This is a genomic window from Klebsiella sp. JN_Kp121, from assembly GCF_040062145.1.
Taxonomy (GTDB): domain Bacteria; phylum Pseudomonadota; class Gammaproteobacteria; order Enterobacterales; family Enterobacteriaceae; genus Klebsiella; species Klebsiella aerogenes.
Genome location: NZ_JBEAHX010000009.1, coordinates 59020 through 84339 on the forward strand (window position 1 = coordinate 59020; position 25320 = coordinate 84339).

General features: G+C 57.6%; 24 protein-coding genes and 1 other RNA gene. 15 read left to right on the top strand and 10 right to left on the bottom strand.

Annotated elements, in window-relative coordinates; translation table 11 throughout:
• Window positions 1-31 precede the first annotated feature (31 nt).
• From ABLU86_RS14655 to ABLU86_RS14675, 5 genes are all read left to right on the top strand, one after another.
• Window positions 32-922, top strand: a complete 891-nt coding sequence (locus ABLU86_RS14655; protein ID WP_063410827.1) for a DUF2877 domain-containing protein — start codon at window positions 32-34, stop codon at window positions 920-922.
• Window positions 822-1754 (top strand): HTH-type transcriptional activator AllS, encoded by a 933-nt coding sequence (allS, locus tag ABLU86_RS14660; protein ID WP_063410826.1) that lies wholly within the window; start codon window positions 822-824, stop codon window positions 1752-1754. The genes ABLU86_RS14655 and allS overlap by 101 nt, the downstream gene beginning before the upstream one ends.
• Before the next feature lie 129 nt (window positions 1755-1883).
• Window positions 1884-2741 carry a small-conductance mechanosensitive channel MscS gene (locus tag ABLU86_RS14665; RefSeq protein WP_015369769.1) on the top strand — a complete coding sequence of 286 codons (858 nt, stop codon included), beginning with the start codon at window positions 1884-1886 and terminating at the stop codon, window positions 2739-2741.
• 154 nt (window positions 2742-2895) lie between these two features.
• Window positions 2896-3537, top strand: a complete 642-nt coding sequence (gene argO / locus ABLU86_RS14670) for an arginine exporter ArgO (RefSeq protein WP_015703435.1) — start codon at window positions 2896-2898, stop codon at window positions 3535-3537.
• Between the two features lie 85 nt (window positions 3538-3622).
• Entirely contained in the window at window positions 3623-4390 is a 768-nt protein-coding gene (locus ABLU86_RS14675; protein WP_015369771.1) for an oxidative stress defense protein, read from the top strand.
• A gap of 54 nt (window positions 4391-4444) precedes the next feature.
• Here ABLU86_RS14675 and argP read toward each other — a convergent pair whose 3' ends face one another.
• Window positions 4445-5338: a DNA-binding transcriptional regulator ArgP gene (argP, locus tag ABLU86_RS14680; RefSeq protein ID WP_008806448.1), complete on the bottom strand. Its 894-nt coding sequence runs from the start codon at window positions 5336-5338 to the stop codon at window positions 4445-4447.
• A gap of 167 nt (window positions 5339-5505) precedes the next feature.
• Between argP and rpiA the strand changes: the two genes are divergently transcribed.
• Entirely contained in the window at window positions 5506-6168 is a 663-nt protein-coding gene (rpiA, locus tag ABLU86_RS14685; protein ID WP_015369772.1) for a ribose-5-phosphate isomerase RpiA, read from the top strand.
• 268 nt (window positions 6169-6436) lie between these two features.
• A complete protein-coding gene (serA, locus tag ABLU86_RS14690) occupies window positions 6437-7669 on the top strand; it encodes a phosphoglycerate dehydrogenase (RefSeq protein ID WP_015369774.1) in 1233 nt (410 codons plus the stop codon).
• An 86-nt stretch (window positions 7670-7755) separates the two neighbouring features.
• Here serA and ABLU86_RS14695 read toward each other — a convergent pair whose 3' ends face one another.
• From ABLU86_RS14695 to zapA, 3 genes are all read right to left on the bottom strand, one after another.
• Window positions 7756-8352 carry a 5-formyltetrahydrofolate cyclo-ligase gene (locus ABLU86_RS14695; RefSeq protein ID WP_020077968.1) on the bottom strand — a complete coding sequence of 199 codons (597 nt, stop codon included), beginning with the start codon at window positions 8350-8352 and terminating at the stop codon, window positions 7756-7758.
• Between the two features lie 99 nt (window positions 8353-8451).
• Window positions 8452-8635: non-coding RNA, 6S RNA (gene ssrS / locus ABLU86_RS14700), on the bottom strand.
• A gap of 41 nt (window positions 8636-8676) precedes the next feature.
• Complete coding sequence (gene zapA, locus ABLU86_RS14705) at window positions 8677-9006, bottom strand: cell division protein ZapA (protein WP_004205298.1); 330 nt, start codon at window positions 9004-9006, stop codon at window positions 8677-8679.
• A 166-nt stretch (window positions 9007-9172) separates the two neighbouring features.
• Between zapA and ABLU86_RS14710 the strand changes: the two genes are divergently transcribed.
• The 8 genes from ABLU86_RS14710 (at window position 9173) to ABLU86_RS14745 (ending at window position 19220) form a co-directional block, all read left to right on the top strand.
• A complete protein-coding gene (locus tag ABLU86_RS14710; protein WP_015703432.1) occupies window positions 9173-9751 on the top strand; it encodes a YecA family protein in 579 nt (192 codons plus the stop codon).
• A gap of 25 nt (window positions 9752-9776) precedes the next feature.
• Entirely contained in the window at window positions 9777-11093 is a 1317-nt protein-coding gene (pepP, locus tag ABLU86_RS14715) for a Xaa-Pro aminopeptidase (protein WP_348796209.1), read from the top strand.
• A complete protein-coding gene (gene ubiH, locus ABLU86_RS14720; RefSeq protein WP_116289397.1) occupies window positions 11090-12268 on the top strand; it encodes a 2-octaprenyl-6-methoxyphenyl hydroxylase in 1179 nt (392 codons plus the stop codon). The genes pepP and ubiH overlap by 4 nt, the downstream gene beginning before the upstream one ends.
• Window positions 12269-12278: 10 nt before the next feature.
• On the top strand, window positions 12279-13481 hold the full coding sequence (gene ubiI / locus ABLU86_RS14725) for an FAD-dependent 2-octaprenylphenol hydroxylase (protein WP_116289396.1): 1203 nt from the start codon (window positions 12279-12281) through the stop codon (window positions 13479-13481).
• Between the two features lie 422 nt (window positions 13482-13903).
• Window positions 13904-14998 carry a glycine cleavage system aminomethyltransferase GcvT gene (gene gcvT, locus ABLU86_RS14730; protein ID WP_348796208.1) on the top strand — a complete coding sequence of 365 codons (1095 nt, stop codon included), beginning with the start codon at window positions 13904-13906 and terminating at the stop codon, window positions 14996-14998.
• Between the two features lie 24 nt (window positions 14999-15022).
• Complete coding sequence (gene gcvH / locus ABLU86_RS14735) at window positions 15023-15412, top strand: glycine cleavage system protein GcvH (RefSeq protein WP_213198300.1); 390 nt, start codon at window positions 15023-15025, stop codon at window positions 15410-15412.
• Between the two features lie 130 nt (window positions 15413-15542).
• On the top strand, window positions 15543-18416 hold the full coding sequence (gene gcvP, locus ABLU86_RS14740; RefSeq protein ID WP_015369781.1) for an aminomethyl-transferring glycine dehydrogenase: 2874 nt from the start codon (window positions 15543-15545) through the stop codon (window positions 18414-18416).
• Window positions 18417-18476: 60 nt separating this feature from the next.
• The gene (locus ABLU86_RS14745; protein WP_348796207.1) at window positions 18477-19220 is read left to right on the top strand and encodes an SDR family oxidoreductase; all 744 of its coding nucleotides are present in this window, start codon (window positions 18477-18479) and stop codon (window positions 19218-19220) included.
• A 119-nt stretch (window positions 19221-19339) separates the two neighbouring features.
• Here the strand turns inward: ABLU86_RS14745 and ABLU86_RS14750 are convergent, their stop codons facing one another.
• The 6 genes from ABLU86_RS14750 to ABLU86_RS14775 form a co-directional block, all read right to left on the bottom strand.
• Window positions 19340-19843 carry a protein disulfide oxidoreductase gene (locus ABLU86_RS14750; RefSeq protein ID WP_020077976.1) on the bottom strand — a complete coding sequence of 168 codons (504 nt, stop codon included), beginning with the start codon at window positions 19841-19843 and terminating at the stop codon, window positions 19340-19342.
• Window positions 19833-20444 (bottom strand): DsbA family protein, encoded by a 612-nt coding sequence (locus tag ABLU86_RS14755; protein WP_020077977.1) that lies wholly within the window; start codon window positions 20442-20444, stop codon window positions 19833-19835. The genes ABLU86_RS14750 and ABLU86_RS14755 overlap by 11 nt, the downstream gene beginning before the upstream one ends.
• 1 nt (window position 20445) lies before the next feature.
• Complete coding sequence (locus tag ABLU86_RS14760) at window positions 20446-22455, bottom strand: protein-disulfide reductase DsbD domain-containing protein (protein WP_348796206.1); 2010 nt, start codon at window positions 22453-22455, stop codon at window positions 20446-20448.
• 49 nt (window positions 22456-22504) lie between these two features.
• Entirely contained in the window at window positions 22505-22864 is a 360-nt protein-coding gene (locus ABLU86_RS14765) for a copper resistance protein (RefSeq protein ID WP_015369786.1), read from the bottom strand.
• A gap of 124 nt (window positions 22865-22988) precedes the next feature.
• Window positions 22989-24422, bottom strand: coding sequence for a 6-phospho-beta-glucosidase BglA (gene bglA / locus ABLU86_RS14770; RefSeq protein WP_032712496.1), 1434 nt, complete (start codon window positions 24420-24422; stop codon window positions 22989-22991).
• A gap of 119 nt (window positions 24423-24541) precedes the next feature.
• Complete coding sequence (locus ABLU86_RS14775; RefSeq protein ID WP_015369788.1) at window positions 24542-25270, bottom strand: MurR/RpiR family transcriptional regulator; 729 nt, start codon at window positions 25268-25270, stop codon at window positions 24542-24544.
• Window positions 25271-25320 lie beyond the last annotated feature (50 nt).

The window sequence follows — 25320 nt, forward strand, 5'->3', positions numbered from 1 at the left end:
GGGGCGGCGCTGCCGCCCCGGAGAGACGTCGATGAAAACCCTCAATGCGCTGGCCTGTACCGGCCTTGAACAGTTAGCCGATGGCGTGTGGCAGCGTCATAGCCGGTTTTCACAGGCGGTTAATTTCGTCCACGCCGATGGGACTTTACTGACGTTGTTTCGCTACGGCAAAGGTATGGGTCCGACGGGGATTCTGCTTAGCAGCACACAGTTTGCGCAGTTGGCTAATCTTCCGCGGCTGGTTAAGCAAGGGCGCTTGTTATGGGGGGCGGGAGTCGCCATCCGCCCGCGTCGGACGCTCAAACTTCGCTTTCCCGTCGGCCACTCGTTTCCTCTCGATCTTTCGTCTTATTCATGTCAGAGCGGACTTCGCGTTGCGCTCAATCAACCGTTAGCGGATATGCCGCTTTATTCATCTATTATGGGCGAGCTTGAGCGCTGGCGGCACGGCGATCTCCCGGACTGGGGATGGCTGATTGGCAACGGGCCGGGATTAACCCCCAGCGGCGATGATATGCTCGCCGGGATGTTGGCGATGCTGTACGGCGCCGGTTTTTCTGACCGCCTGCACGCGTTTATCCCCCCGGCGGATCAACTTACCTCGCTGACAACTTCGGTAAGCTGTAGCTATCTGAATAGCGCCAGGCGCGGCGAGTTTTCGCTGCCGGTGGTTAAGGTAATGCGCGGGCTGCGGTCGACAGGCGATCCCAGGCGGGCAATTCAGCGTTTGCTGGCGGTAGGTCATACTTCTGGGGCTGATACGCTGCTGGGGATGGCATTCGCGCAGCACTGGTTACAGAGAGTGGATTCAAGGAGAACGCATGCTCGATCAGGAAACCATCCGCACGTTTATACAGGTCGCCGAGACCGGGAGTTTCTCCCGCGCGGCCAGCCTGCTGCACAAAACGCCGGCGGCGATTAGCTATCGTATCAAAACGCTGGAGGAGCAGGTGGCAACGCAGCTCTTCTTACGCACGACCCGCTCGGTAAGCCTGACGCTGGCCGGGCAACATCTGCTTGAGCACTGTCGGCAGTGGTTGAACTGGCTGGACGTGATGCCCGATGAACTCCAGCAGATTAATGCCGGCGTCGAAAGACAGGTTAATATCGTTATCAATAATCTTCTGTATCAGCCGCAAAGCGCCGCGGATCTTCTGACCTGGCTACATCAGCAGTTTCCCTTTACCCGCTTTCAGCTTTCCCGCCAGGTCTATATGGGGGTCTGGGACTCTTTGCTATACGACGATTTCCAGCTGGCGATTGGCGTCACCGGCTCGGAATCCCTGTCCAACAATATCTCTTTATTGCCGCTCGGCGATATTCGCTGGCAGTTTGTGGTGGCGCAGAATCATCCCCTTGCCAGTCACCCCGCGGCGGTACTCTCCGACGACGCGCTACGCCGCTATCCGGCAATTAACATTGAGGATACGTCGCGGACTCTGACGCGTCGTGTCGCCTGGCTGCTCAATGGGCAAAAAGAGATCAAGGTTCCGGATCTCAGCACCAAGTTGGCCTGCCATCTTAGCGGTCTGGGGGTCGGCTTTTTGCCAGAAAGAATGTGCCGCGCTTACCTGGAGTCCGGCGCGCTGGTGGCCCGTGCGGTCGCCAACCCCCGCCAGCCTTCGCCGCTCTCCGTTGCCTGGAAGAATGCCGGCAGCGGTAAAGTTGTCAGTGAAATCGCCAGGGCGTTCGAGCGCAAAGAGGCATTAGTCAGCGGTTTTTTGCGGATGGTGGATTGTCCTGCGCAAGCGTAATGCTGCGTTAGTTTCAACTGGATCAGATTGAGAAATGGCATCTTCGGTGGTTTTTGTTTACCTTTAAAAGGTCATTTTCGTGAGAATGATCTCATTTGCTTTTTTTTGATATGACCCAAGGATTACTAAATGGAAGATTTGAACGTTGTCGATAGCATCAACCATGCCGGGACCTGGCTGGCGCGCAACCAGGAGTTGCTGCTGAGCTATGCCGTCAACATCGTTGCCGCTATCGTTATCCTGATCATCGGGATGATCGTGGCGCGCATCGTTTCTAACACCGTCAACCGCCTGATGCTGGCGCGTAAGATCGACGCGACTGTCGCCGATTTTCTCTCCGCGCTGGTACGCTATGCGATTATCGCCTTTACGCTGATTGCCGCCCTGGGCCGCGTTGGCGTGCAGACCGCCTCAGTGATTGCCGTGCTGGGCGCCGCCGGTTTGGCCGTGGGTCTGGCGCTGCAGGGGTCGTTGTCGAACCTTGCCGCAGGCGTGCTGCTGGTGATGTTCCGCCCGTTCCGCGCCGGTGAATATGTCGATCTCGGCGGCATCGCGGGCACGGTGCAGAACGTGCAGATTTTCTCCACTACTCTGCGTACCGTCGATGGCAAAATCGTGGTGGTGCCGAACGGCAAAATCATCGCTGGCAATATCATTAACTTCTCCCGTGAGCCGGCGCGCCGTAATGAGTTTATTATCGGCGTCTCCTACGATGCCGATATCGATAAGGTGAAACAACTGCTGACCGCGATTATCGAATCCGATGACCGCATTCTGCGCGATCGCGAAATGACCGTTCGCCTTAACGAACTGGGCGCCTCTTCGGTAAACTTCGTGGTTCGCGTATGGAGCAAAAGCAGCGACCTGCAAAACGTCTACTGGGACGTGCTGGAGCGCATTAAGCGTGATTTCGACGCCAACGGCATCAGCTTCCCGTATCCGCAGATGGACGTACACATGGTGAATCAGCAGGAAAAAGCGCAGTAATTTCTACCTGTAATGACACAAGACCGGCACCGCCGGTCTTTTTTTGTCTGTGGGTATTAGCTTTGCTTATTAATGATTAAAATTATCAATTTCCGCTAATGTTGGCGGCGCGCTATATTCTCCGGCATTAACGTTGAAACCGGAAAATTAAACGATGCTATCTTATTACTTTCAAGGGCTTGCGCTGGGAGCGGCGATGATCCTGCCGCTCGGGCCGCAAAACGCTTTCGTGATGAATCAGGGGATCCGCCGCCAGTATCATTTAATGATTGCGCTGTTGTGCGCGCTTAGCGATCTGGCGTTGATCTGCGCCGGTATTTTCGGCGGTAGCGCGCTGCTGATGCAGTCGCCGTGGCTGCTGGCGTTGGTTACCTGGGGCGGTGTCGCCTTCTTGTTATGGTACGGCTTCGGCGCGCTGAAGACGGCGATGAGCAATAATCTCGAGCTGGCCAGCGCCGAGGTGATGAAACAGGGGCGCTGGAAAATCATCGTCACCATGCTGGCGGTGACCTGGCTTAATCCTCATGTTTATCTCGATACCTTTGTGGTGCTCGGAAGCCTCGGCGGACAGCTGGCGGTCGAGCCCAAACGCTGGTTCGCGCTGGGGACGATTAGCGCGTCATTCTTATGGTTCTTCGGCCTGGCGCTGCTGGCCGCGTGGCTGGCGCCGCGTTTACGTACCGCGCGGGCGCAGCGAATCATCAACGTGCTTGTCGGGCTGGTGATGTGGTTTATCGCCCTGCAGTTGGCAAAAGATGGCCTGCAACATATACAGATGCTCATCAACCAGGCTTAGTCCGATGGACTTTCCGCGCGTAAGCGCTAAGCTAGCTGGCATGCGTCCTTAAAATGGGCGACCTAAGCAAGATGGAGAAACGACAGTGAAGTTAAAAGTCTTAGCCCTGGCGGCAGCACTCGGATTCAGCACTATGGCGGCGCAGGCAAGTGAATTGCCGGATGGCCCGCACATTGTGACTTCAGGCACAGCAAGCGTTGCAGCGGTTCCGGATATCGCCACTCTGGCGATTGAAGTTAACGTCGCGGCAAAAGATGCGGCATCGGCAAAAAAACAGGCTGACGATCGCGTTGCGCAATATCTCTCTTTCCTCGAAAAGAGCGGCATTGCCAAAAAGGATATCAGCTCGGCGAACCTGCGTACCCAACCTGATTACGACTATCAGAACGGCAAAAGCATCCTCAAGGGCTATCGCGCGGTGCGTACCGTCGAAGTTACCCTGCGTCAGCTCGATAAGCTGAATGGCCTGCTGGACGGCGCGCTGAAAGCGGGGCTGAACGAAATTCGTTCCGTATCGCTGGGCGTTGCGCAACCTGATGCCTATAAAGATAAAGCGCGTAAAGCGGCTATCGATGATGCGGTACATCAGGCGCAGGAACTGGCTGCTGGCTTCCACAGCAAGCTGGGTCCGGTCTATAGCGTGCGTTACCATGTTTCCAACTATCAGCCGAGCCCGATGGTTCGCATGATGAAGGCGGCTGACGCCGCGCCGGTCTCCGCGCAGGAAACCTACGAGCAGGCGACCATTCAGTTTGATGATCAGGTTGACGTGGTCTTTGAACTGCAGCCAGCACAGGCCGCCGCGCCTGCCGCGCCGGCGAAACCAGCTGAAGCGCCGAAACCGGCTCAGTAAGCCGTAGCGACAAAAAAGCCACTTCACTGAAGTGGCTTTTTTTATGCCCGCCGTTTAATCCTGGCGCAGCACCTTGTGGCCGTAATCAATAAGCGCATCGGTCACCCGGCGCATCATGCGGCTTTCCGGCGCAAAGCGGTGCCAGTAGAGCATCCGGCGCTGGAACAGCCCCGGCGTCAGGTCGATAAGCTCGCCGCTCTTCAGCTCCTTCTCGATCTGCAGATGCGGGATCATACAGCAGGTGGTGCCCTGACGCGCCAGCTGCACGAAGGCCTCCGACGAGTTGACGATATGGCAGGGCACGCTGCCCGGCGGCAGGTCGAAGTTTTGCTGCAGGAACGCCTGGTGCATATCGTCGAGATGATCGAAGGCGACCACCGGCGCTTTCAGCAGCGCAGAACGCGTTACCCCGTTAGGGAAATAGCGTTGCGCAAACTCCTTCGAGGCGACGAACAGGTAATCGAGCGCGCCGAGTTGATCGACCAGGCAGCTTGGCAGCGCCTGCGGCTGAATACTCACCGCGCCGACCACTTCCCCACGGCGCAAGCGCTCCTGGGTGCGGGTTTCATCTTCAACCTGCAGATTGAGGCGGATAGGGGAGTCGGATAACACGTTGGCCAGCGCCGGCAGCAGCCAGGTCGCCAGACTGTCGGCGTTGACCGCCAACGACAGCAGCAGCGGCGTGGAGCCGGTCTGCTCATCGCCAAGCCACTCTTCTTCCAGCAGCTCAACCTGGCGCAGCAGAGCCAACAGTTTTTGCCCCTGCTCGGTCGGGCGCGGCGGTACGGTACGCACCAGCAGCGGTTGGCCAAACATGTTTTCCAGCTGTTTGATACGCTGTGAGACGGCGGACTGTGTAATGCATAGCTTCTGCGCGGCGCGCTCAAACCCACGTTCCCTAATCACCGCATCCAGCGCTTGTAATGTTCTGTAGTCCGGTCGTTTCATTATTCTGGCGTACCCCCATAACTTTTCGTTAACCCGCACTATGACATAAATTTGTTTTTGATAAAGACGAAAATGGTCTGCTCAGATGTGTGATCGCCATCGCAGGGACATTTCATCCGCCGATGTTCTATAATGCGCGGTAAGTATTCACATCTCGGACGATAATCATGACGCAGGATGAACTGAAAAAAGCAGTCGGCTGGGCAGCGCTGCAATATGTACAACCGGGCACCATTGTCGGTGTCGGCACCGGCTCCACGGCGGCGCATTTTATTGATGCGCTGGGGACCATGAAAGGGCAGATCGAAGGCGCGGTCTCCAGCTCCGACGCCTCCACCGAGAAGCTGAAAAGCCTCGGTATCCCGGTATTCGACCTTAACTCCGTTGACCGCCTCGGCATCTACGTTGACGGCGCGGATGAAATTAACGGCCACATGCAGATGATCAAAGGCGGCGGCGCGGCGCTGACCCGCGAAAAGATCATCGCCTCGGTTGCCGATAAGTTTATCTGTATCGCCGACGCCTCTAAGCAGGTTGATATCCTCGGCAACTTCCCGCTGCCGGTGGAAGTGATCCCGATGGCGCGCAGCGCCGTCGCGCGTCAGCTGGTGAAGCTGGGCGGCCGCCCGGAATATCGTCAGGGCGTGGTGACGGATAACGGCAACGTGATCCTCGATGTACATGGCCTGGAAATTCTTGACGCTATCGCGCTGGAAAACGCCATTAACGGTATCCCGGGCGTGGTGACCGTCGGGTTGTTCGCCAACCGCGGCGCCGACGTGGCGCTGATCGGTACCGCCGACGGCGTGAAGACCATCGTCAACAAATAAGACGATCGGGGGGAAGTTTCGCGCTTCCCCCTAAATTTTTTTCTATGGCCTTAATTTGGTGACTTGTGTCACATTTACGTAACCTTTCTGAGTAACAATCTGCCATCTATTCTCTTTCTGGTGTTTTGTCCTGTCTTTTGCTTCAACGTGATATTTCTTCAGGTCGGCGAGGCAAACGTTCATATTGCCGCGATAGTTTTTTTTGATATGTTGCTGGAAGAGTTTTTGTTCAGCACGACATCAGTACCAATAAAAACAGGACGGGGAAATGGCTAAGGTATCACTGGAAAAAGACAAGATTAAATTTCTGCTCGTTGAAGGCGTGCATCAGAAAGCAATCGATAACCTTCGTGCGGCAGGTTACACCAACATCGAATTTCACAAAGGCGCGCTGGATACTGAAGAGCTGAAAGCGTCGATCCGTGATGCCCATTTTATCGGCCTGCGTTCCCGTACTCATCTGACTGAAGAGATCTTCGCCGCGGCGGAAAAACTGGTGGCGGTGGGCTGCTTCTGTATCGGCACCAATCAGGTCGATCTGGATGCGGCGGCAAAGCGCGGTATCCCGGTATTTAACGCCCCGTTCTCGAACACCCGTTCGGTGGCTGAGCTGGTCATCGGCGAGCTGCTGCTGATGCTGCGCGGCGTGCCGGAAGCTAACGCCAAGGCGCATCGCGGCGTGTGGAATAAGCAGGCGGTAGGCAGCTTTGAAGCGCGCGGCAAAAAACTGGGGATTATCGGTTACGGCCATATCGGCACCCAGCTCGGCATTCTGGCGGAATCACTGGGGATGCACGTCTATTTTTATGATATCGAAAACAAACTGCCGCTGGGCAACGCCACGCAGGTTCAGCATCTCTCCGACCTACTGAACATGAGCGATGTCGTTAGCCTGCACGTGCCGGAAAACGCCTCCACCAAAAACATGATGGGGCCGGAAGAGCTGGCGCTGATGAAACCGGGCGCGCTGCTGATCAACGCCTCTCGCGGCACGGTGGTCGATATCCCGGCGCTGTGCGATGCGCTGTCGCGTAAACACCTGGCCGGCGCGGCCATTGACGTCTTCCCGACGGAGCCGGCGACCAACAGCGATCCGTTTAACTCTCCGCTATGCGAATTCGATAACGTGATCCTGACGCCGCATATCGGCGGTTCAACTCAGGAAGCGCAAGAGAACATTGGTCTGGAAGTGGCTGGCAAGCTGGCGAAGTATTCCGATAACGGTTCTACGCTGTCGGCGGTGAACTTCCCGGAGGTTTCTCTGCCGCTGCACGGCGGTCGCCGTCTGCTGCATATTCATGAAAACCGCCCGGGCATCCTGACGGCGCTTAACCAGATTTTCGCCGCGCAGAACATCAACATCGCCGCCCAGTATCTGCAAACGACTCCGCAGATGGGCTATGTGGTAATTGATATCGAAGCCGATGGCGACGTCGCGCAGCAGGCGCTGCTGGCGATGAAAGCGATCCCGGGCACCATCCGCGCCCGTCTGCTGTACTAATTTGTTGTTGCCTCACGGGCAGGTCGCATACCTGCCCGTATTTTTTTAACGCCTTCCGGGCGCAATTCTCGAACCCGCATCACTTTCTACCAGCGCCAGGTTTTACCTGGCGTAATCACCGCTGGCAGCGGTATATCCCACTGTTCGCTCGGCAGCGTATCCACCTGCTGGCAGTCGTGAGCGTAGCCTACCGGCTGCAGGCGATACTGCCGCCAGTTCTGTAAAGTACGATCATAGAAACCGCCGCCCATCCCCAGGCGTTGACCGCTGGCATCGAAGGCGACCAGCGGGGTAATCAGCACATCGAGTTCGGCCAGCGGCAGGACATCGCGCACGTCGAGCCTGGGTTCGTAAATCTTCAGGCGATTAAAAATCAGCTGGCTTTGCGGATGGTAATGTAAAAACAGCAGATTGCCGGGGCTAAACGGATGCAGTACCGGCAGATAAACCCGCTTGCCCGCCCGCCACAATTGCTCGATCAGCGGTTGGGTATCCAACTCGCCGTCGAAGGAGAGGAACAGCGCCACGGTATGAGCGAGAACGACGGGCGGATACGCCATCATTCGTTCAGCGGCCTGCAGGGCGAAGCGCTGCTGCTGTTCGGCGCTAAGCGCGCGTCTACGCTCGCGGATCTGCTGGCGAATTTGCTGTCTGGAGAGCGGGATATCGGGCTGTATAGTCATGCTGGTCTCATTACGAGCAGGCGAAACGATACGGGAAAGTGTAATACAGGGCGGCACAGGCCGAAAACAACGTTGAGGGGATAATGCGAACTTAAGAAGGGAATCTCCGAGATGCCGCCGCAGGCTGTAACCCTTGAACCCTTGGTTCAAGGTGAATGCGTCGTCACAGTTTTAAGGCTTCTCGGGCGAACCGAGCATGCTCACCAACCGTGGAGCGCCACATTCTTGTGGTATGAAATATCGGCTCAGGGGACTGGCCCGCTTGCAAACATCTCAGAGAAATTTTGTTCTTGCGATTACTCTAACACAGTTAACGACAAAGTGTTATTCAAACTTCGACCCCGGTCTTTCGCTTATGCGACCTTGCTCAAGCAATGCCTGTTCGATGGTCTGCTGAAGCATGCGAATGCGCTGTTCCATACTGGAGGCGTAGTCGCGGGTCTTCGCTTTTTCCTGAGTCAACTCATAGCTGATGTTCAACGCGGCGATGAAGACCAGCTGCTCAGTATTTGTGACTCTAGTGCGTTCTTTTAAATCTTGCAACCGCTGATTAAGGTCTTCAGCTGCCTGATTCAGGGCATCCCTTTGTTCAGGCGGGCAATTCACTCGCAGTGAACGGCCAAAAATTTGGAGATCTACGGGTTGTGCAGACATGCCACCTTCCTGCTGATTGACTGCGCTGCCTTCACGTCCGAGCCCGGCTCTGCGAAGGGGCGACACTATAGCTACCCTGGTGCGGGGATACAAGCCCTTTTCTGGTTCACCAAGGTCCAAAGTGGTAGCATATCATGAATATTCCTCCCAACGATGACGAATGCGCATGTCTATACAGAACGAAATGCCTGGTTACAACGATGTAGACCAGTTACTGAACCAACAAGGGGTGGGATTAACCCCGGCCGAAATGCACGGTTTGATAAGCGGCATCCTTTGCGGCGGCAACACCGACAGCAGCTGGCAGCCGCTGGTGCATGACCTGACCAACGAAGGCCTTGCCTTTGGTCATGAACTGGCCCAGGCGCTGCGTAGCATGCATTCCGCCACCAGCGATTCGCTGGAAGATGATGGTTTCCTGTTCCAGCTGTATATGCCGGAAGGCGACAACGTCAGCGTTTTCGACCGCGCCGACGCGCTGGCGGGTTGGGTAAACCATTTCCTGCTCGGCCTTGGCGTGACCCAGCCGAAGCTGGATAAAGTGAAGGATGAGACCGGCGAAGCCATCGATGATCTGCGTAACATTGCGCAACTCGGCTACGACGAAGATGAAGACCAGGAAGAGCTGGAAATGTCTCTCGAAGAGATTATTGAGTACGTACGCGTCGCCGCGTTACTGTGCCACGATACCTTCGCGCGCCAGCAGCCAACCGCACCGGAAGTACGCAAGCCAACGTTACACTAAATAAAAACGACATTCAGGGGGCGTCATGACACAGCAGGAGTTTCTTTCTCGTCGCCAGGCATTATTGGCGCAGATGCAGCCGGGCAGCGCGGCGCTGATTTTTGCCGCGCCGGAAGCGGTACGCAGCGCAGATTCGGAATATCCCTACCGGCAGAACAGCGATTTTTGGTACTTCACCGGCTTCAACGAACCGGAAGCGCTGCTGGTGCTGATCAAAAGCGATGAAACGCACAATCATAGCGTGCTGTTTAACCGCGTTCGCGATCTGACGGCGGAAATCTGGTTTGGCCGCCGTCTGGGCCAGGATGCCGCGCCGGGTAAACTCGGCGTCGATCGCGCGCTGGCGTTTAGCGAAATCAACCAGCAGCTGTATCAACTGCTCAACGGCCTGGACGCTATCTATTTTGCCCAGGGCGAATATGCCTATGCCGATGAAATTGTGTTTAACGCCCTCGAAAAACTGCGTAAAGGTTCACGTCAGAACCTGCAGGCGCCGAACTCCGTCATCGACTGGCGGCCTGTGGTGCATGAAATGCGCCTGTTCAAATCCGCGGAAGAGCTGGAAGTGATGCGCCGCGCCGGTGAAATTTCCGCCCTTGCCCATACCCGGGCGATGGAAAAATGCCGCCCGGGCATGTTCGAATATCAGCTGGAAGGCGAAATTCTCCACGAATTCAACCGCCACGGCGCGCGTTTCCCGTCTTATAACACCATCGTTGGCGGCGGCGAAAACGCCTGCATCCTGCACTACACCGAAAACGAATCCGAACTGCGTGATGGCGATTTAGTGCTGATTGACGCCGGCTGTGAATACCGCGGCTATGCGGGCGATATCACCCGCACCTTCCCGGTTAACGGTAAATTCACTAAACCGCAGCGTGAAATCTACGACATCGTGCTGGAATCGCTGGAAACCGCGCTGGAGCTGTATCGTCCGGGTACCTCCATTTATGAGGTTAATCAGGAAGTGGTGCGCATTATGATTACCGGCCTGGTGCGGCTGGGGATCCTGAAAGGCGAGATTGACGAGCTTATCGCCAACAACGCCCACCGTCCTTACTTCATGCATGGCCTGAGCCACTGGTTGGGTCTGGATGTGCACGATGTCGGTAATTACGACACCAACCGTTCGCGCGTGCTGGAACCGGGAATGGTGTTGACCGTCGAGCCGGGGCTGTATATCGCCACCGACGCCGACGTACCGGCGCAATATCGCGGCATCGGCATTCGGATTGAAGATGACATCGTGATTACCGAAGATGGCAACGAAAATCTCACCGCCAGCGTGGTGAAGAAGGCGGATGAGATCGAGGCGCTGATGGCGGCGGCGCGCCAGTCATGAGCGTGCTGATTGTCGGCGGCGGAATGACCGGCGCGACGCTCGCGCTGGCCATCTCCCGTTTGACCGGCGGCGCGCTGCCGGTTCATCTGATTGAAGCGCAGGATCCGGCGTCGTCACGCCACCCAGGTTTTGACGATCGGGCGATCGCCCTCGCTGCGGGCACCTGCCAGCAGCTGGCGCGCATCGGTATCTGGCAGAACCTTGCTAAACGAGCGACGCCTATCCAGCGGGTACACGTCAGCGACCGCGGCCATGCCGGTTTTGTAAACCTGGCGGCGGCCGATTACGGCCTGTCGGCGCTGGGGCAGGTGGTTGAACTCCACGATGTCGGCCAGCGGCTGTTTAGCCTGTTGCGCGAGGCGCCGGGCGTCACCCTGCACTGTCCGGCGAAAGTGGAAGCGGTCAACCGCAGCCAGGACAGCGTCAGCCTCACCCTCGATAGCGGCGAAACGATCAACGGTAAGCTGCTGGTGGCGGCAGATGGTTCGCGTTCGTCGCTGGGCGCCCGCTGCGGCATTAGCTGGCAGCAGCAGCCCTATGAGCAACTGGCGATTATCGCCAACGTTAGCACCGCGTTGCCACACGAAGGCCGCGCCTTCGAGCGCTTTACCGAGCACGGTCCGCTGGCGATGCTGCCGATGTCGCAAGGGCGCTGTTCGCTGGTGTGGTGCCATCCGCAGTCGCGGCGCGACGAGGTGCTTAGCTGGTCTGACGAACGTTTTTGCCAACAATTACAGCAGGCGTTTGGCTGGCGGCTGGGGCGCATTACCCATGCCGGTAAGCGTAGTGTTTATCCGCTGGCGTTAACCACCGCCATCCGTTCGGTGTCGCACCGTCTGGCGCTGGTCGGCAACGCGGCGCAGACATTACACCCGATCGCCGGGCAGGGCTTTAATCTCGGCCTGCGCGACGTGATGAGCCTGGCTGAACTGCTTGCCGACGCCCACGGGCTCGGCGAGGATGCGGGCAATTATTCTCTGCTATGCCGCTACCAGGCGCGGCGAGCGGATGATAAAGCCGCCACCATCGGCGTGACCGATGGGCTGGTGCATCTCTTTGCCAACCGTTGGGCGCCGCTGGTGGCGGGGCGCAACGTCGGTCTGATGGCGATGGAATTATTTACCCCGGCGCGCGATGCGCTGGCGCAGCGTACCCTCGGTTGGGTTCCCCGTTAAGGAGTAGAACGTGCAAAGTGTTGATGTTGCCATTGTTGGCGGCGGAATGGTGGGACTGGCGGTAGCCTGTGGTTTACAGGGCAGCGGCCTGCGCGTCGCGGTGCTGGAACAAGCGGCGCCGCAGCCTCTTGACGCCGATGCGCCGCCGGCGCTGCGCGTTTCGGCTATTAATGCCGCCAGCGAAAAGTTACTGGATAAGCTGGGCGTCTGGAGCGAAATCATCGCCCAGCGCGCCAGCTGCTATCACGGCATGGAAGTGTGGGACAAAGATAGCTTTGGCCGCATTAGCTTCGATGACCAGAGCATGGGCTTTAGCCATCTGGGCCATATTATTGAAAATGCCGTGGTGCATCACGCGCTGTGGCAGAAGGCGCAGCGCTGTGCTGACGTTACCCTGCTGGCGCCTGCGCAACTGCAGCAGGTAGCGTGGGGCGAAAACGAAGCTTTTCTGAGCCTGCAGGACGGTAGCATGCTGACCGCGCGGCTGGTGGTCGGCGCCGATGGCGCCAATTCGTGGCTGCGTAATAAAGCCGATATTCCGCTGACCTTCTGGGACTATCGCCATCATGCGCTGGTGGCGACGATACGAACCACCGAGCCGCATCAGGCCGTGGCGCGTCAGGCGTTCCACGGTGAAGGCATTCTGGCCTTCCTGCCGCTTAGCGATCCGCATCTGTGCTCGATCGTCTGGTCGCTGTCGCCGGAGGAGGCGCAGCGAATGCAGCAGGCCGATACAGCCGCGTTTAACCAGGCGCTGAACATCGCTTTTGATAATCGCCTTGGCCTTTGCCAGCTTGAAAGCGAACGGCAGGTTTTCCCGCTGACCGGACGCTACGCGCGTCAGTTCGCCGCCCATCGTCTGGCGCTGGTTGGCGATGCCGCCCACACTATTCATCCGCTGGCCGGGCAGGGGGTGAATCTTGGCTTTATGGACGCCGCCGAGCTTATCGACGAGCTGAAGCGCCTGCATGCGCAGGGTAAAGATATCGGTCAGCATTTGTACCTGCGCCGCTATGAGCGCAGCCGCAAGCACAGTGCCGCGCTGATGCTGGCGGGTATGCAGGGGTTCCGCGAAATGTTTTCCGGCAGCCATCCGGCGAAGAAACTCCTCCGCGATATGGGGCTCAAACTGGCCGATTCGCTGCCTGGCGTAAAACCACAGTTGATTCGCCAGGCCATGGGCCTCAACGATCTCCCCGCCTGGTTACGTTAACCCCGTCACACTTCTTTTACCCGGCCTGCGTGCCGGGTGTTCTCTCTCATTTGAAATATTCTAATTTCACCTCTTTTTTCGCATTAGTTTTATTAATGCGCTCTTTTTTTTGTTAAAGAAATTAGGCCCGTAAAATCGCATAAAACACCATCATCACCTGACTGGTATGCTCATTATGTTAATTTTATGTGGCGTAAATCGCTTTTTTCCAGTCAATAACTCTGTAGGCTTTTCGGCGCGCTTTGGTCATAAGCTAATGTGATGTCCTGATTTACCTTATGGTTTAGCACCGGGTTCGGTGGTAAGTTCAGGCAAAAGAGAACGTTTGCGTCGGTGTCCGTAAGCGGTGCCGTCGCCGGATTTCGTGGCGCAAAATCGCCGACAATATCGTGGCTGGTTCCGTTTTATTCGATGAGGAAAAGATGGCTCAACAGACTCCGTTGTATGAACAACACACGCTGTGCGGCGCTCGCATGGTGGATTTCCATGGCTGGATGATGCCGCTGCATTACGGGTCCCAGATAGATGAGCACCACGCGGTGCGCGGCGATGCAGGGATGTTCGATGTGTCGCATATGACCATCGTCGATTTCCACGGCAACCGGATCAGAGAGTTCTTGCGCTATTTGCTGGCAAACGATGTGGCGAAGCTTACCACCCCAGGCAAAGCGCTCTACACCGGCATGCTAACCGCTTCCGCCGGCGTCATCGATGACCTGATTGTTTATTTCCTTTCTGAAGATTATTTCCGCCTCGTTGTTAACTCCGCCACTCGTGAAAAAGACCTCGCCTGGATTTCCGAACAAGCCGAACCTTACGGTCTTGAAATCACCGTTCGCGACGATCTGTCGCTGATCGCGGTGCAGGGTCCGCAGGCGAAAGCGAAGGCGGCGACGCTGTTCACCGACGCTCAGCGCCAGGCCGTGGAAGGCATGAAGCCGTTCTTCGGCGTACAGGCCGGCGACCTGTTTATCGCCACCACCGGTTATACCGGCGAAGCGGGTTATGAAATCGCTATGCCGAACGAGCAGGCGGCGGATTTCTGGCGCGGTCTGCTGGACGCCGGCGTTAAGCCTTGCGGTCTTGGCGCGCGCGATACCCTGCGCCTGGAAGCCGGGATGAACCTGTACGGCCAGGAGATGGACGAAGGCGTCTCGCCGCTGGCGGCGAACATGGGTTGGACTATCGCCTGGGAGCCCGCCGATCGTAACTTCATCGGCCGCGAAGCGCTGGAAATGCAGCGCGAAAAAGGCACCGAGCAGCTGGTTGGCCTGGTGATGACCGAGAAAGGCGTCCTGCGCGGGGGCCTGCCGGTACGTTTTACCGATAGCGACGGTAATCAAAAAGAAGGCATTATCACCAGCGGCACCTTCTCACCGACGCTGGGCTACAGCATCGCGCTGGCTCGCGTACCGGCCGGGATTGGCGAAACCGCGGTGGTGCAAATTCGTAACCGTGAAATGCCGGTAAAAGTGACTAAACCTGGTTTTGTACGCAATGGCAAAGCCATTGTGTGATTTCCCTTTTTTGGAGATGAATTGATGAGCAACGTACCAGCAGAACTGAAATACAGCAAAGAACACGAGTGGCTGCGTAAAGAAGCGAACGGCACCTATACCGTCGGGATCACCGAGCACGCGCAGGAGCTGCTTGGCGACATGGTTTTCGTTGACCTGCCGGAAGTGGGCGCCACCGTTGAAGCGGGCGCCGATTGCGCCGTTGCCGAATCCGTGAAAGCGGCTTCCGATATCTACGCGCCGATTAGCGGTGAAATCGTTGCCGTCAACGAAGAGCTGAACGACTCTCCGGAACTGGTCAACAGCGACCCGTATGCCGACGGCTGGATCTTCAAAATCAAAGCCAGCGACGAAGCGCAGGTTGCCGCGCTGCTGGATGCCGCCGCGTATGAAGCTCTGTTAGAAGACGAATAAATGTGTGCCGGATGGCGCTGCGCTTATCCGACCTACGAACTTTGTAGGCCCGGTAAGCGCTAGCGCCACCGGGCAATTCAGGTAAGTAGAGACAATCACGATTCACCGCACGTTTCAGGAACCATCGCTCATGACTCAGACTTTAAGTCAGCTTGAAAACCGCGACGCCTTTATTGAACGTCACATTGGCTCGGACGCTCAGCAGCAGCAAGAGATGCTGAAGACCGTCGGCGCGGATTCGCTTAACGCCCTGATCGGCCAGATTGTGCCGCAGGATATCCAGCTGGCGACCCCACCACAGGTGGGCGACGCGACTACCGAATTCGCCGCGCTGGCGGAGCTGAAGGCGATCGCCGGTCGCAACAAGCGCTTCAAGTCTTACATCGGCATGGGCTACACCGCCGTGCAACTGCCGCCGGTCATTCAGCGCAACATGCTGGAAAACCCGGGCTGGTACACCGCCTATACCCCTTACCAACCGGAAGTATCCCAGGGCCGTCTGGAATCGCTGCTCAACTTCCAGCAGGTCACTCTGGATCTGACCGGGTTGGATATCGCTTCCGCTTCGCTGCTTGATGAAGCCACCGCCGCCGCCGAAGCGATGGCGATGGCCAAACGCGTGAGCAAACTGAAGAACGCCAACCGCTTCTTCGTTGCCGCCGACGTTCATCCACAAACCCTGGATGTGGTTCGCACCCGTGCGGAAACCTTTGGCTTCGACGTGATTGTCGATGACGCCGACAAAGTGCTCGATCACCAGGATGTTTTTGGCGTGCTGCTGCAGCAGGTTGGCACCACCGGTGAAATCCACGATTACAGTAAACTGATCGCCGAGCTGAAAGCGCGCAAAGTGATTGTCAGCGTCGCCGCCGACTTTATGGCGTTGGTGCTGCTGACGGCGCCGGGCAAGCAGGGCGCCGATATTGTCTTCGGTTCCGCTCAACGTTTCGGCGTGCCGATGGGCTATGGCGGCCCGCACGCGGCCTTCTTCGCGGCGAAAGATGAATTCAAACGCTCCATGCCGGGCCGTATTATCGGCGTATCGAAAGATGCGGCGGGTAATACCGCGCTGCGCATGGCGATGCAGACTCGCGAGCAGCATATCCGCCGCGAGAAAGCGAACTCCAACATTTGTACCTCGCAGGTTCTGCTGGCCAACATCGCCAGCCTGTACGCGGTTTTCCACGGCCCGGCGGGCCTGAAACGTATCGCTGGCCGCATTCATCGCCTGACCGACATTCTGGCCGACGGCCTGCAGAAGAAAGGGCTGAAGCTGCGCCATGCTCACTACTTCGACACCCTTTGCGTCGAAGTGGCGGATAAAGCCGCGGTGCTGGCGCGTGCCGAAGCGCTGCAGATTAACCTGCGTAGCGATATTCACGGCGCGGTTGGCATTACGCTCGATGAAGCGACCACCCGCGAAGATGTGCTGAACCTGTTCCGCGCCATCGTTGGCGACGATCACGGTCTGGATATCGATACCCTGGATAAAGACGTGGCGCTGGATAGCCGTTCGATCCCGGCGGCGATGCTGCGCGACGATGCGATTCTCACCCATCCGGTGTTTAACCGCTACCATAGCGAAACCGAGATGATGCGCTACATGCACGCGCTGGAGCGTAAAGATCTGGCGCTGAACCAGGCGATGATCCCGCTGGGTTCCTGCACCATGAAACTGAACGCCGCGGCGGAGATGATCCCGATCACCTGGCCGGAATTTGCCGAGCTGCACCCGTTCTGCCCGGTCGAGCAGGCGGAAGGTTATCATCAGATGATCGCCCAGCTTTCAGACTGGCTGGTGAAACTAACCGGCTATGACGCCGTCTGTATGCAGCCGAACTCCGGCGCGCAGGGCGAGTATGCTGGCCTGCTGGCGATTCGCCACTATCACGAGAGCCGCAACGAAGGCCATCGCGATATCTGCCTGATCCCAAGCTCCGCGCACGGCACTAACCCGGCTTCCGCGCAGATGGCGGGTATGCAGGTAGTGGTCGTTGCCTGCGATAAAAACGGCAACATCGATCTTGCCGATCTGCGTGAAAAAGCAGAGCAGGCGGGGGCGAATCTTTCCTGCATCATGGTCACCTACCCGTCGACCCACGGCGTGTATGAAGAGACCATCCGTGAAGTATGTGAGATAGTGCATCAGTTCGGCGGCCAGGTTTATCTCGATGGCGCCAACATGAACGCCCAGGTCGGGATCACTTCTCCGGGCTTTATCGGCGCTGACGTTTCGCACCTCAACCTGCATAAAACCTTCTGCATTCCGCACGGCGGCGGCGGTCCGGGTATGGGCCCTATCGGCGTGAAAGCGCACCTGGCGCCGTTTGTACCGGGCCACAGCGTGGTACAGATTGAAGGCATGCTGACCCGTCAGGGCGCGGTTTCCGCCGCGCCGTTCGGCAGCGCTTCCATTCTGCCGATCAGTTGGATGTATATCCGCATGATGGGCGCGGAAGGATTGAAACAGGCGAGCCAGAACGCGATTCTCAACGCCAACTACATCGCTACCCGATTGAAAGATGCTTATCCGGTGCTCTATACCGGCCGCGATGGTCGCGTGGCGCACGAATGTATTCTCGATATTCGTCCGCTGAAAGAAGAGACCGGCATTAGCGAGCTGGATATTGCTAAGCGCCTGATCGACTTTGGTTTCCATGCGCCGACCATGTCCTTCCCGGTTGCCGGGACGCTGATGGTTGAGCCGACAGAATCGGAAAGCAAGGTAGAGCTGGACCGCTTTATTGACGCCATGCTGGCGATCCGCGCGGAAATCGATCGCGTTAAAGCCGGTGAATGGCCGCTGGAAGATAACCCGCTGGTGAACGCGCCGCACACCCAGGGCGAGCTGGTGAGCGAGTGGAACCATCCGTACAGCCGCGAGCTGGCGGTATTCCCGGCTGGGTTGCACAACAAGTACTGGCCAACGGTGAAACGCCTGGATGACGTGTATGGCGACCGTAACCTGTTCTGCTCCTGCGTACCGATGAGCGAATACCAGTAAGTGGCGAATTAGCTAAACTTTTAAAGGCGCTACGGCGCCTTTATTTTTTGGAGAGAAGGTATGGCGATAGCTCTGATTAGCGGCGCGAGCCGCGGCATAGGCCGGGCGACGGCGCTGCTGTTGGCGCAGGAAGGGTATACCGTCGCGGTCAATTACCATCACAACATTAAAGCCGCAACCGAAGTGGTCAATACCATTGTTGAATCTGGCGGCAAAGCCACGGCGCTGCGGGCGGATATCAGCGATGAAGCGCAGGTGATGGCGATGTTTGAGGCGATTGACCGTATGGGCGAACCGCTGATGGCGTTGGTCAACAACGCCGGGATCCTGTTTACCCAATGTACAGTGGAGAGCCTGAGCGCCGAGCGTATTAACCGCGTGCTGGCCACCAACGTCACCGGCTACTTCCTCTGTTGCCGTGAGGCGGTAAAACGGATGTCGCATCGGCATGGCGGCAAGGGCGGGGCGATAGTTAACGTTTCGTCGGCGGCCTCGCGCCTTGGCGCGCCGGGAGAGTACGTTGACTATGCCGCGTCGAAAGGGGCGGTAGATACCCTGACGACCGGGCTGGCGCTGGAAGTGGCGGCGCAAGGGGTTCGAGTAAACGGCGTGCGTCCGGGGCTGATTTATACCGAGATGCATGCTTCCGGCGGCGAACCGGGACGCGTGGATCGGGTAAAAAATTCGCTACCGATGCAGCGCGGCGGCCAGCCGGAAGAGGTCGCTCAGGCCATTGCCTGGCTGCTGAGCGACAAAGCGTCGTATGTGACGGGTAGCTTCCTCGAACTGGCGGGCGGGAAATAACCCCTAGATGTCTATTGCCCGGCGGCGCTGCGCTTGCCGGGGCTACGGGGTCAAGGCCGAACGGTAGGCCGGGTAAGGCGTAGCCGCCACCCGGCATAAAGACCGGTAAAGCGGCTGGTCTACCAGGAGGCCAGCCACAGCCTCAGGCGCATTCCCCAACTGCTGGTCCAGCCGGTGGTAACCGACTTCACCTCACCTTGAGAAATGACCACCAGCGTTGGCGTTACCTGGATATCCCACTGCCGCGCCAGCTGGCCGCTCGGATCATTTACCGTCGGCAGCGCCATTTTCTTCCTGGTCAGCCACTTCTCAAGCGTGGCGTTATCGCCGGAACGCAGGGCTACCGTCAGCACATTGCCGCCGTCGGCGGCAAGCGATGCCACCGACGGCGTGGTATAGCGACAGACTCCGCACCAGGTCGCCCAGACGTACAGCAGCAGCGGCTTTTGCTGACTCATAGCGTTCAGATCCAGCGTCCTGCCGTCGAGTGTCTGCAGCGATGTGGCGCTGAAGTTTTGCGGCAGCGCGGGCTGGCGAAAATAATCCACCGCCAGGCTCACCGCCGCGCCAATCAGCAGCCACACCGCCAGCTCGCGTAGCCAGCGTCTGATTTTACTGGCCACGGGCTTTCGCCAGCTGCTCTTTCACCAGCCCCTCCAGCTCATCAGCAGGGATCGCGCCGGCCACCATCTGATCGCCGATGATGGTCGCCGGGGTGCCCTGAATATTCAGCACCTGCGACAAAATCAGGTTCATCTTCAGCGAATCCATGGTCTTGTCATCAATATTCACGCTATCGGTGGCGGTTTTCTTCTGCGCGGCGGCGATACTGGCGTCATCGTGATAGCCTTTTTTCGCCATCAGCCGCTGATGCAGCGCCCAGAATTTATCGGGCTGCTGACGCCAGGTGGAGAGCGCGGCTTTAGCGGCATTCACCGAACTCTGCCCTTTAAACGGCAGCAGCTTAACGATGAGCTGAATATCCGGATTATCGTGGACGATTTTTTCCAGCATCGGATCAAACTGTTTGCAGTAAGGACAGTTGTAATCGGTAAACGAGACGATTGTGAGTTTTGGCTCTTTCGCGCCGGTACGCGGGCTGTTCGGATCGTTAAACAGCAGCTGGGCTAACTGGTCATTACCGTTCGATTGTGGTTCTTCCGCCGGTGCGGCGAAGCTGAAGGCCGATACGCACAGCAGTAATAAGGCGGTGATAGCTCTCATGTTATTTTCCTTTAGCGGCGGACAGGGTGGCGAGAAGTTGTTCGCGGTCTAACAGCGCAGGCAGAATCTGTCCCTGCGGTAATCCCGGTCCGTAAATCTGGTTAAACGGCACCGCGGCGCTGCCGCGTGCGGTTAAAAACTGACTAATGTCAGCGGAGGGGCGGCTCCAGTCGCCGCGTAAGGCGATCACATCTGGCGCTGATAGCGTCTGCTGGACGTCATCGCGCAGCAGCACGTTGTATTTATTGGCTTTACAGGTCACGCACCAGTCGGCGGTGACATCAATAAATACCCGTTTATGTTCCGCAAGGGCGTTAGCGATAGCCTGCTCGCTGAGCGGCTGCCAGTTAACCCGGTCTCGGCGCGGGCCCTGGCCGTCCTGTTGTGCGACAAAGGCGACGGCGCCCGCCACCACGATGGCCAGAGCGCCCGCGCGCAGCGCCGTACGCCAGCGGTAGCGCCAGGCGGTGGCCAGGAGCAGGAAGATGGCCAGAATCACCAGCAGGGTAAGCACCGGCGTACGGCCGATGTGGATCGTCAGCAGGCTAACCAGCCATAGCGCTGAACCAAGCATCATTAGCCCCAACACCACGCGCAGATGATTCATCCAGCGGCCTGGACGTGGAAGTCGTTGCGCCAGACCCGGCCAGGCGACGATAAGCAGCCACGGCAGGCTCATGCCGATCCCCATGGCGAAGAAAATCCCCCACAGCAGCGGCAGCGGCGCCACCAGCGCCACCGAAACGGCGGTGCCGAGGAACGGCGCGGTACAGGGCGTCGCCAGCAGAGTGGCGAAGGCGCCCTGCCAGAAATGGCCCATTAAGCCGTTGCCGCCGCGGGTGGCGAGGAAGGTACTGGCGTTGGAGGAGAGACGGATTTCGAACAGCCCTAATAAACTGGCGCTGAACAGCACCATCACCAGCGCCATCGCGCCGATAAACCACGGGTTCTGGAACTGGATCCCCCAGCCGAGCGCCTGATTACCTAAGCGTAGCGCGGTCATCATCAGCGCCAGCGCCAGGAAGGAGACGACGATTCCGCATACCGAGGCGAGGAACTGCCGCCGCACCGCGCCGCGTTCGCGACGTTCGGTTTGCACCAATGAGCCGAGTTTCATCGCCAACACCGGCAGCACGCACGGCATGACGTTGAGGATAAGCCCGCCGGCCATCGCCATCAGCAGCACCCAGCCTAACGCCAGCCCCGGCGCGGCGCTGCCGGCGGCGATGGCGATATGGCTTTCCTGCGCCTGGCCGCTATCAGCCAGCACCAGCGACAGCGTTTTGCCGCTCAGATCCGGCGCCGCTTCGCCCCAGCTATCGGTGACCGGTACGGTGGCGGTCAATGTATCGCCGCGGCTGGTAAAGCTCGGCTTGCCGAAATCGACATCCTCCATGCTGTCGATAAACAGCGCTGGCTGCTGCCAGCCGGCATCGCGGCGGGCGGTTACCGTCAGCTTTCCGCTGACGTAGCTGGCGCTAAGCGCCGAGGTGAGACCGTCGCGCAGGGGCAGCGTGCCCATCGCGCGGATGAAATCGTAATTAAAACGCTCTCCCGCCGGAGCCGTCATATCCAGCGAAAAGGGGTAGTCAGTGAGAATGCAGACATTGCTGCAGGTAGAGAGCGTCAGTACGCCGCTGAGCGTCGGCGGTATTTTGCCGCGCAGGGTCATCGGGAAGCTGACGTCGCCGTGATACCCCTGAGTGGAAATACCCGCGACGTCGAAGCGCTGCGGCGTCGGCCAGCGCCAGTTAACCTCCAGCGGCGTGTGCCAGGCGATAGCCGGCGCGATGCCGCCTTCGCCCGGCGAACGCCAGTAGGTTTTCCAGCCCTTTTCCAGCGCTACGTCTAAAAGCAGGCGGGTGTCGCCATTGCTTTCGCTTTGCGCCCGCAGGCGCACGCTGGAGTGTTGATTGTCGGCGACGCGCAGCCAGCCGCTATCGGCGGCCTGGCTGACGGGCAGCCATAGCCAAAGCAGGCAGACCAGCAGTCGCCTGAATACCATAAACATAAATTTTCTCCGTAAGTAATAAATTAACCTGAGCTGTCAGGAGAATTAATCACTCACGGAAGACGCATAATCGTAGATGCACCCGCAATCGGGGAGGTGAAATGACGCGGGGAGGCCAGATTCGCTCGATGCGCGGCGGGATGGCCGCCAGCACCGCCAGCAGCAGGGCGATAGCGAGCAGCGCCCCTTCAAACAGCATCGGCGGAACGGCCATCAGCGACTTGGCGCTGAGTTCGCAGGGGGAGACCGGCGCCTCGGCATTATCCGGGCCCGGTTGGGCGGATTGGCTGGCGGCCGTGACGTTCATCACCAACGCATGCATCCCCGCCATTCTCTGGGCGGTGCAGATCAGCACCACCAGGCAGGCAAGGAGTACAAGAAGAATGGCTTTGCGTTGTCGCTTAATCATGGTCGCCTCAAATATTCACGAGGCCTATCTTATCGGGCGAACGCGTTTTAGCAATGGTAAAGCTGTAAAGAAGTGTCTGGCGGATAAGTGATTTGCCCCCTCCCGGCCGGGAGAGGGCGGTTAATTACAGATTCTCGCCGTTGCTGGCAATGACTTCTTTGTACCAGTTAAAGCTCTTCTTGCGCGAGCGGGACATATCGCCGGTGCCGTCGTCGTGTTTATTAACGTAGATGAAGCCGTAGCGTTTGCTGTACTGGCCAGTGGTGAAGGAGACGCAGTCGATGCAGCCCCATGGGGTATAACCCATCAGATCAACGCCGTCATAAGTCACCGCTTTAATCATCTCTTCGACGTGGGCGCGCAGATAATCGATGCGGTAGTCATCGTTGATGCTGCCGTCGGCTTCTACTTTGTCGTAGGCGCCAAAGCCGTTTTCCACGATAAACAGCGGCTTCTGGTAGCGCTCATACAGTTCGCACAGGGCGTAGCGCAGGCCAACCGGGTCAATCTGCCAGCCCCAGTCGGAGGCTTTCACGTGCGGGTTCGGCACGCTGCCTTCGAAGCCGGAAATGGCATCGCCGGTGCCGCCTTCGGCTTTCACCGCGTTGGTCATGTAGTAGCTGAAGCCGAGATAGGCGCAGGTGCCTTCACGCAGGATCTGCGCGTCGCCGTCTTCCATCTTGATGTTGAAGCCGCGGCGTTCCCATTCATTCAACACATAGCTCGGGTAGTAACCGCGCAGCTGGACATCGGTAAAGACATAGCGTTCGCGCATCGACTCCTGGGCAAACATGACATCTTCTGGTTTGCAGGAGTAAGGGTAGAGGGCGACCATCGCCAGCATGCAGCCGACCTGCATTTCCGGGTTGATACGACGCGCCGCTTTCACCGCCAGCGCGCTGGCGACGAACTGGTGATGTAGCACCTGGTACATGGTCTCTTCCGGGTTTTCATGCTCGGTATAGACCACGCCGGAACAGCAGTAGCCGAACAGCGGCGCGCGCCAGTTACGCTGGTTATTGATCTCGTTAAAGGTCATCCAGTATTTCACTTTGTGCTTATAGCGCTCAAAGACAACTTCGGCGAAGCGCACAAAGAAATCGACCACTTTACGGTTGGTCCAACCGCCATACTGCTGTACCAGATGCAGCGGCATTTCAAAGTGGGAAAGGGTGATCACCGGCTCGATGTTGTACTTCAGCAGTTCATCAAACATGTCATCGTAGAATTTCAGCCCTTCTTCATTTGGCTGGGTTTCGTCGCCCTGCGGGAAGATGCGGGTCCAGGCAATAGAGGTGCGGAAGCATTTGAAACCCATCTCGGCGAACAGTTTGATGTCTTCTTTGTAGTGGCCGTAAAAATCAACCGCTTCATGGTTAGGGTAATACTTACCCGCCTCGACCTGTTGGGTGATTTCGCGCGGCACGCCGTGCGCCCCGCCGGTTAAAACGTCGCAGATGCTGGGGCCTTTGCCGCCTTTATTCCAGCCGCCTTCAACCTGATGCGCAGCGACCGCGCCGCCCCACAAAAAGTCTTTTGGAAGAGTCAATTTTTTCATCTTTACTAATCTCTATGAATCACTATTGCGATTGAGTCTAGCAAAGCGAAATTGAATGTCACGATATAACAAATCCCGCTAAAGGTAATATGTTACATCGAAAAAACAGGCTGTTATTTTTAGCCGATTTTGCGCGCTAATTTACGCCCCAGGGATTCGAGAATATATATCACCGGAATCTGTGTTGTAATATCGTAAACGCCGCCGATGCGCGTTTGCGGCACGTGCCAGGAGAGATTGAAATCAGCCAGTTTTGCCAGCCGCGAATGTTCATGGCTGGTAATCGACATCACCCTACAGTGATGCAGGCTGAACTGGCTGGCAAAGCGCAGGATCTCTTCGGTTTCACCGGAGACGGAAAGCACAATCGCCAGCGCGTTGCGAGCCATGTCATTGGTGACCGGGAAATAAGGATCGTCAATATGGTTGCTGAATTTCCCGACGTTGGAAAAGAAGCGCGCGCCATATTTCGCCAGCGCGCCGGAAGTACCGGCGCCGACGAAAATAATACGCTCGGAGGAGAGAATAATATCGACGGCTTGTTCGAGCAATTGATCGAACTCGTCATTATTGACGCTTTTAAAAAAGCTCATTATTTCGCTGGCGCCGATATTTGCCTGTTGAGGCTCATTCTGCTCAAGATATAATTTAAAGCGTACGCGAAATTCAGAGTAGCCCTCGCACTGCAGTTTGCGACAGAAGCGCAACACGGTAGTGGTGGAGACCCCGGCGGCCTCGGCCAGTTCGCGAATAGTCATGTACATCACTTTGTCACGATTCTTAATGACGTAGTGGTAGACCATCATCTCAAGATTATTGAGACTAGCGACAGCGGCGTGGGAGAACATACTCACAGTGGCGAACTCACAATTCATAAAGACCAGGACGGAATTATATC

Coding starts and splice junctions, on each gene's coding strand:
- bglA (WP_032712496.1), bottom strand. CDS start 24,422: ATGAAAAAATTGACTCTTCCAAAAGACTTTTTGTGGGGCGGCGCGGTC.
- pepP (WP_348796209.1), top strand. CDS start 9,777: ATGACACAGCAGGAGTTTCTTTCTCGTCGCCAGGCATTATTGGCGCAG.
- ABLU86_RS14760 (WP_348796206.1), bottom strand. CDS start 22,455: ATGTTTATGGTATTCAGGCGACTGCTGGTCTGCCTGCTTTGGCTATGG.
- argO (WP_015703435.1), top strand. CDS start 2,896: ATGCTATCTTATTACTTTCAAGGGCTTGCGCTGGGAGCGGCGATGATC.
- ABLU86_RS14775 (WP_015369788.1), bottom strand. CDS start 25,270: ATGTTCTCCCACGCCGCTGTCGCTAGTCTCAATAATCTTGAGATGATG.
- ABLU86_RS14695 (WP_020077968.1), bottom strand. CDS start 8,352: ATGACTATACAGCCCGATATCCCGCTCTCCAGACAGCAAATTCGCCAG.
- argP (WP_008806448.1), bottom strand. CDS start 5,338: ATGAAACGACCGGACTACAGAACATTACAAGCGCTGGATGCGGTGATT.
- ABLU86_RS14665 (WP_015369769.1), top strand. CDS start 1,884: ATGGAAGATTTGAACGTTGTCGATAGCATCAACCATGCCGGGACCTGG.
- rpiA (WP_015369772.1), top strand. CDS start 5,506: ATGACGCAGGATGAACTGAAAAAAGCAGTCGGCTGGGCAGCGCTGCAA.
- gcvH (WP_213198300.1), top strand. CDS start 15,023: ATGAGCAACGTACCAGCAGAACTGAAATACAGCAAAGAACACGAGTGG.
- allS (WP_063410826.1), top strand. CDS start 822: ATGCTCGATCAGGAAACCATCCGCACGTTTATACAGGTCGCCGAGACC.
- ABLU86_RS14655 (WP_063410827.1), top strand. CDS start 32: ATGAAAACCCTCAATGCGCTGGCCTGTACCGGCCTTGAACAGTTAGCC.
- gcvP (WP_015369781.1), top strand. CDS start 15,543: ATGACTCAGACTTTAAGTCAGCTTGAAAACCGCGACGCCTTTATTGAA.
- ABLU86_RS14755 (WP_020077977.1), bottom strand. CDS start 20,444: ATGAGAGCTATCACCGCCTTATTACTGCTGTGCGTATCGGCCTTCAGC.
- serA (WP_015369774.1), top strand. CDS start 6,437: ATGGCTAAGGTATCACTGGAAAAAGACAAGATTAAATTTCTGCTCGTT.
- ABLU86_RS14710 (WP_015703432.1), top strand. CDS start 9,173: ATGTCTATACAGAACGAAATGCCTGGTTACAACGATGTAGACCAGTTA.
- zapA (WP_004205298.1), bottom strand. CDS start 9,006: ATGTCTGCACAACCCGTAGATCTCCAAATTTTTGGCCGTTCACTGCGA.
- gcvT (WP_348796208.1), top strand. CDS start 13,904: ATGGCTCAACAGACTCCGTTGTATGAACAACACACGCTGTGCGGCGCT.
- ABLU86_RS14765 (WP_015369786.1), bottom strand. CDS start 22,864: ATGATTAAGCGACAACGCAAAGCCATTCTTCTTGTACTCCTTGCCTGC.
- ubiH (WP_116289397.1), top strand. CDS start 11,090: ATGAGCGTGCTGATTGTCGGCGGCGGAATGACCGGCGCGACGCTCGCG.
- ABLU86_RS14745 (WP_348796207.1), top strand. CDS start 18,477: ATGGCGATAGCTCTGATTAGCGGCGCGAGCCGCGGCATAGGCCGGGCG.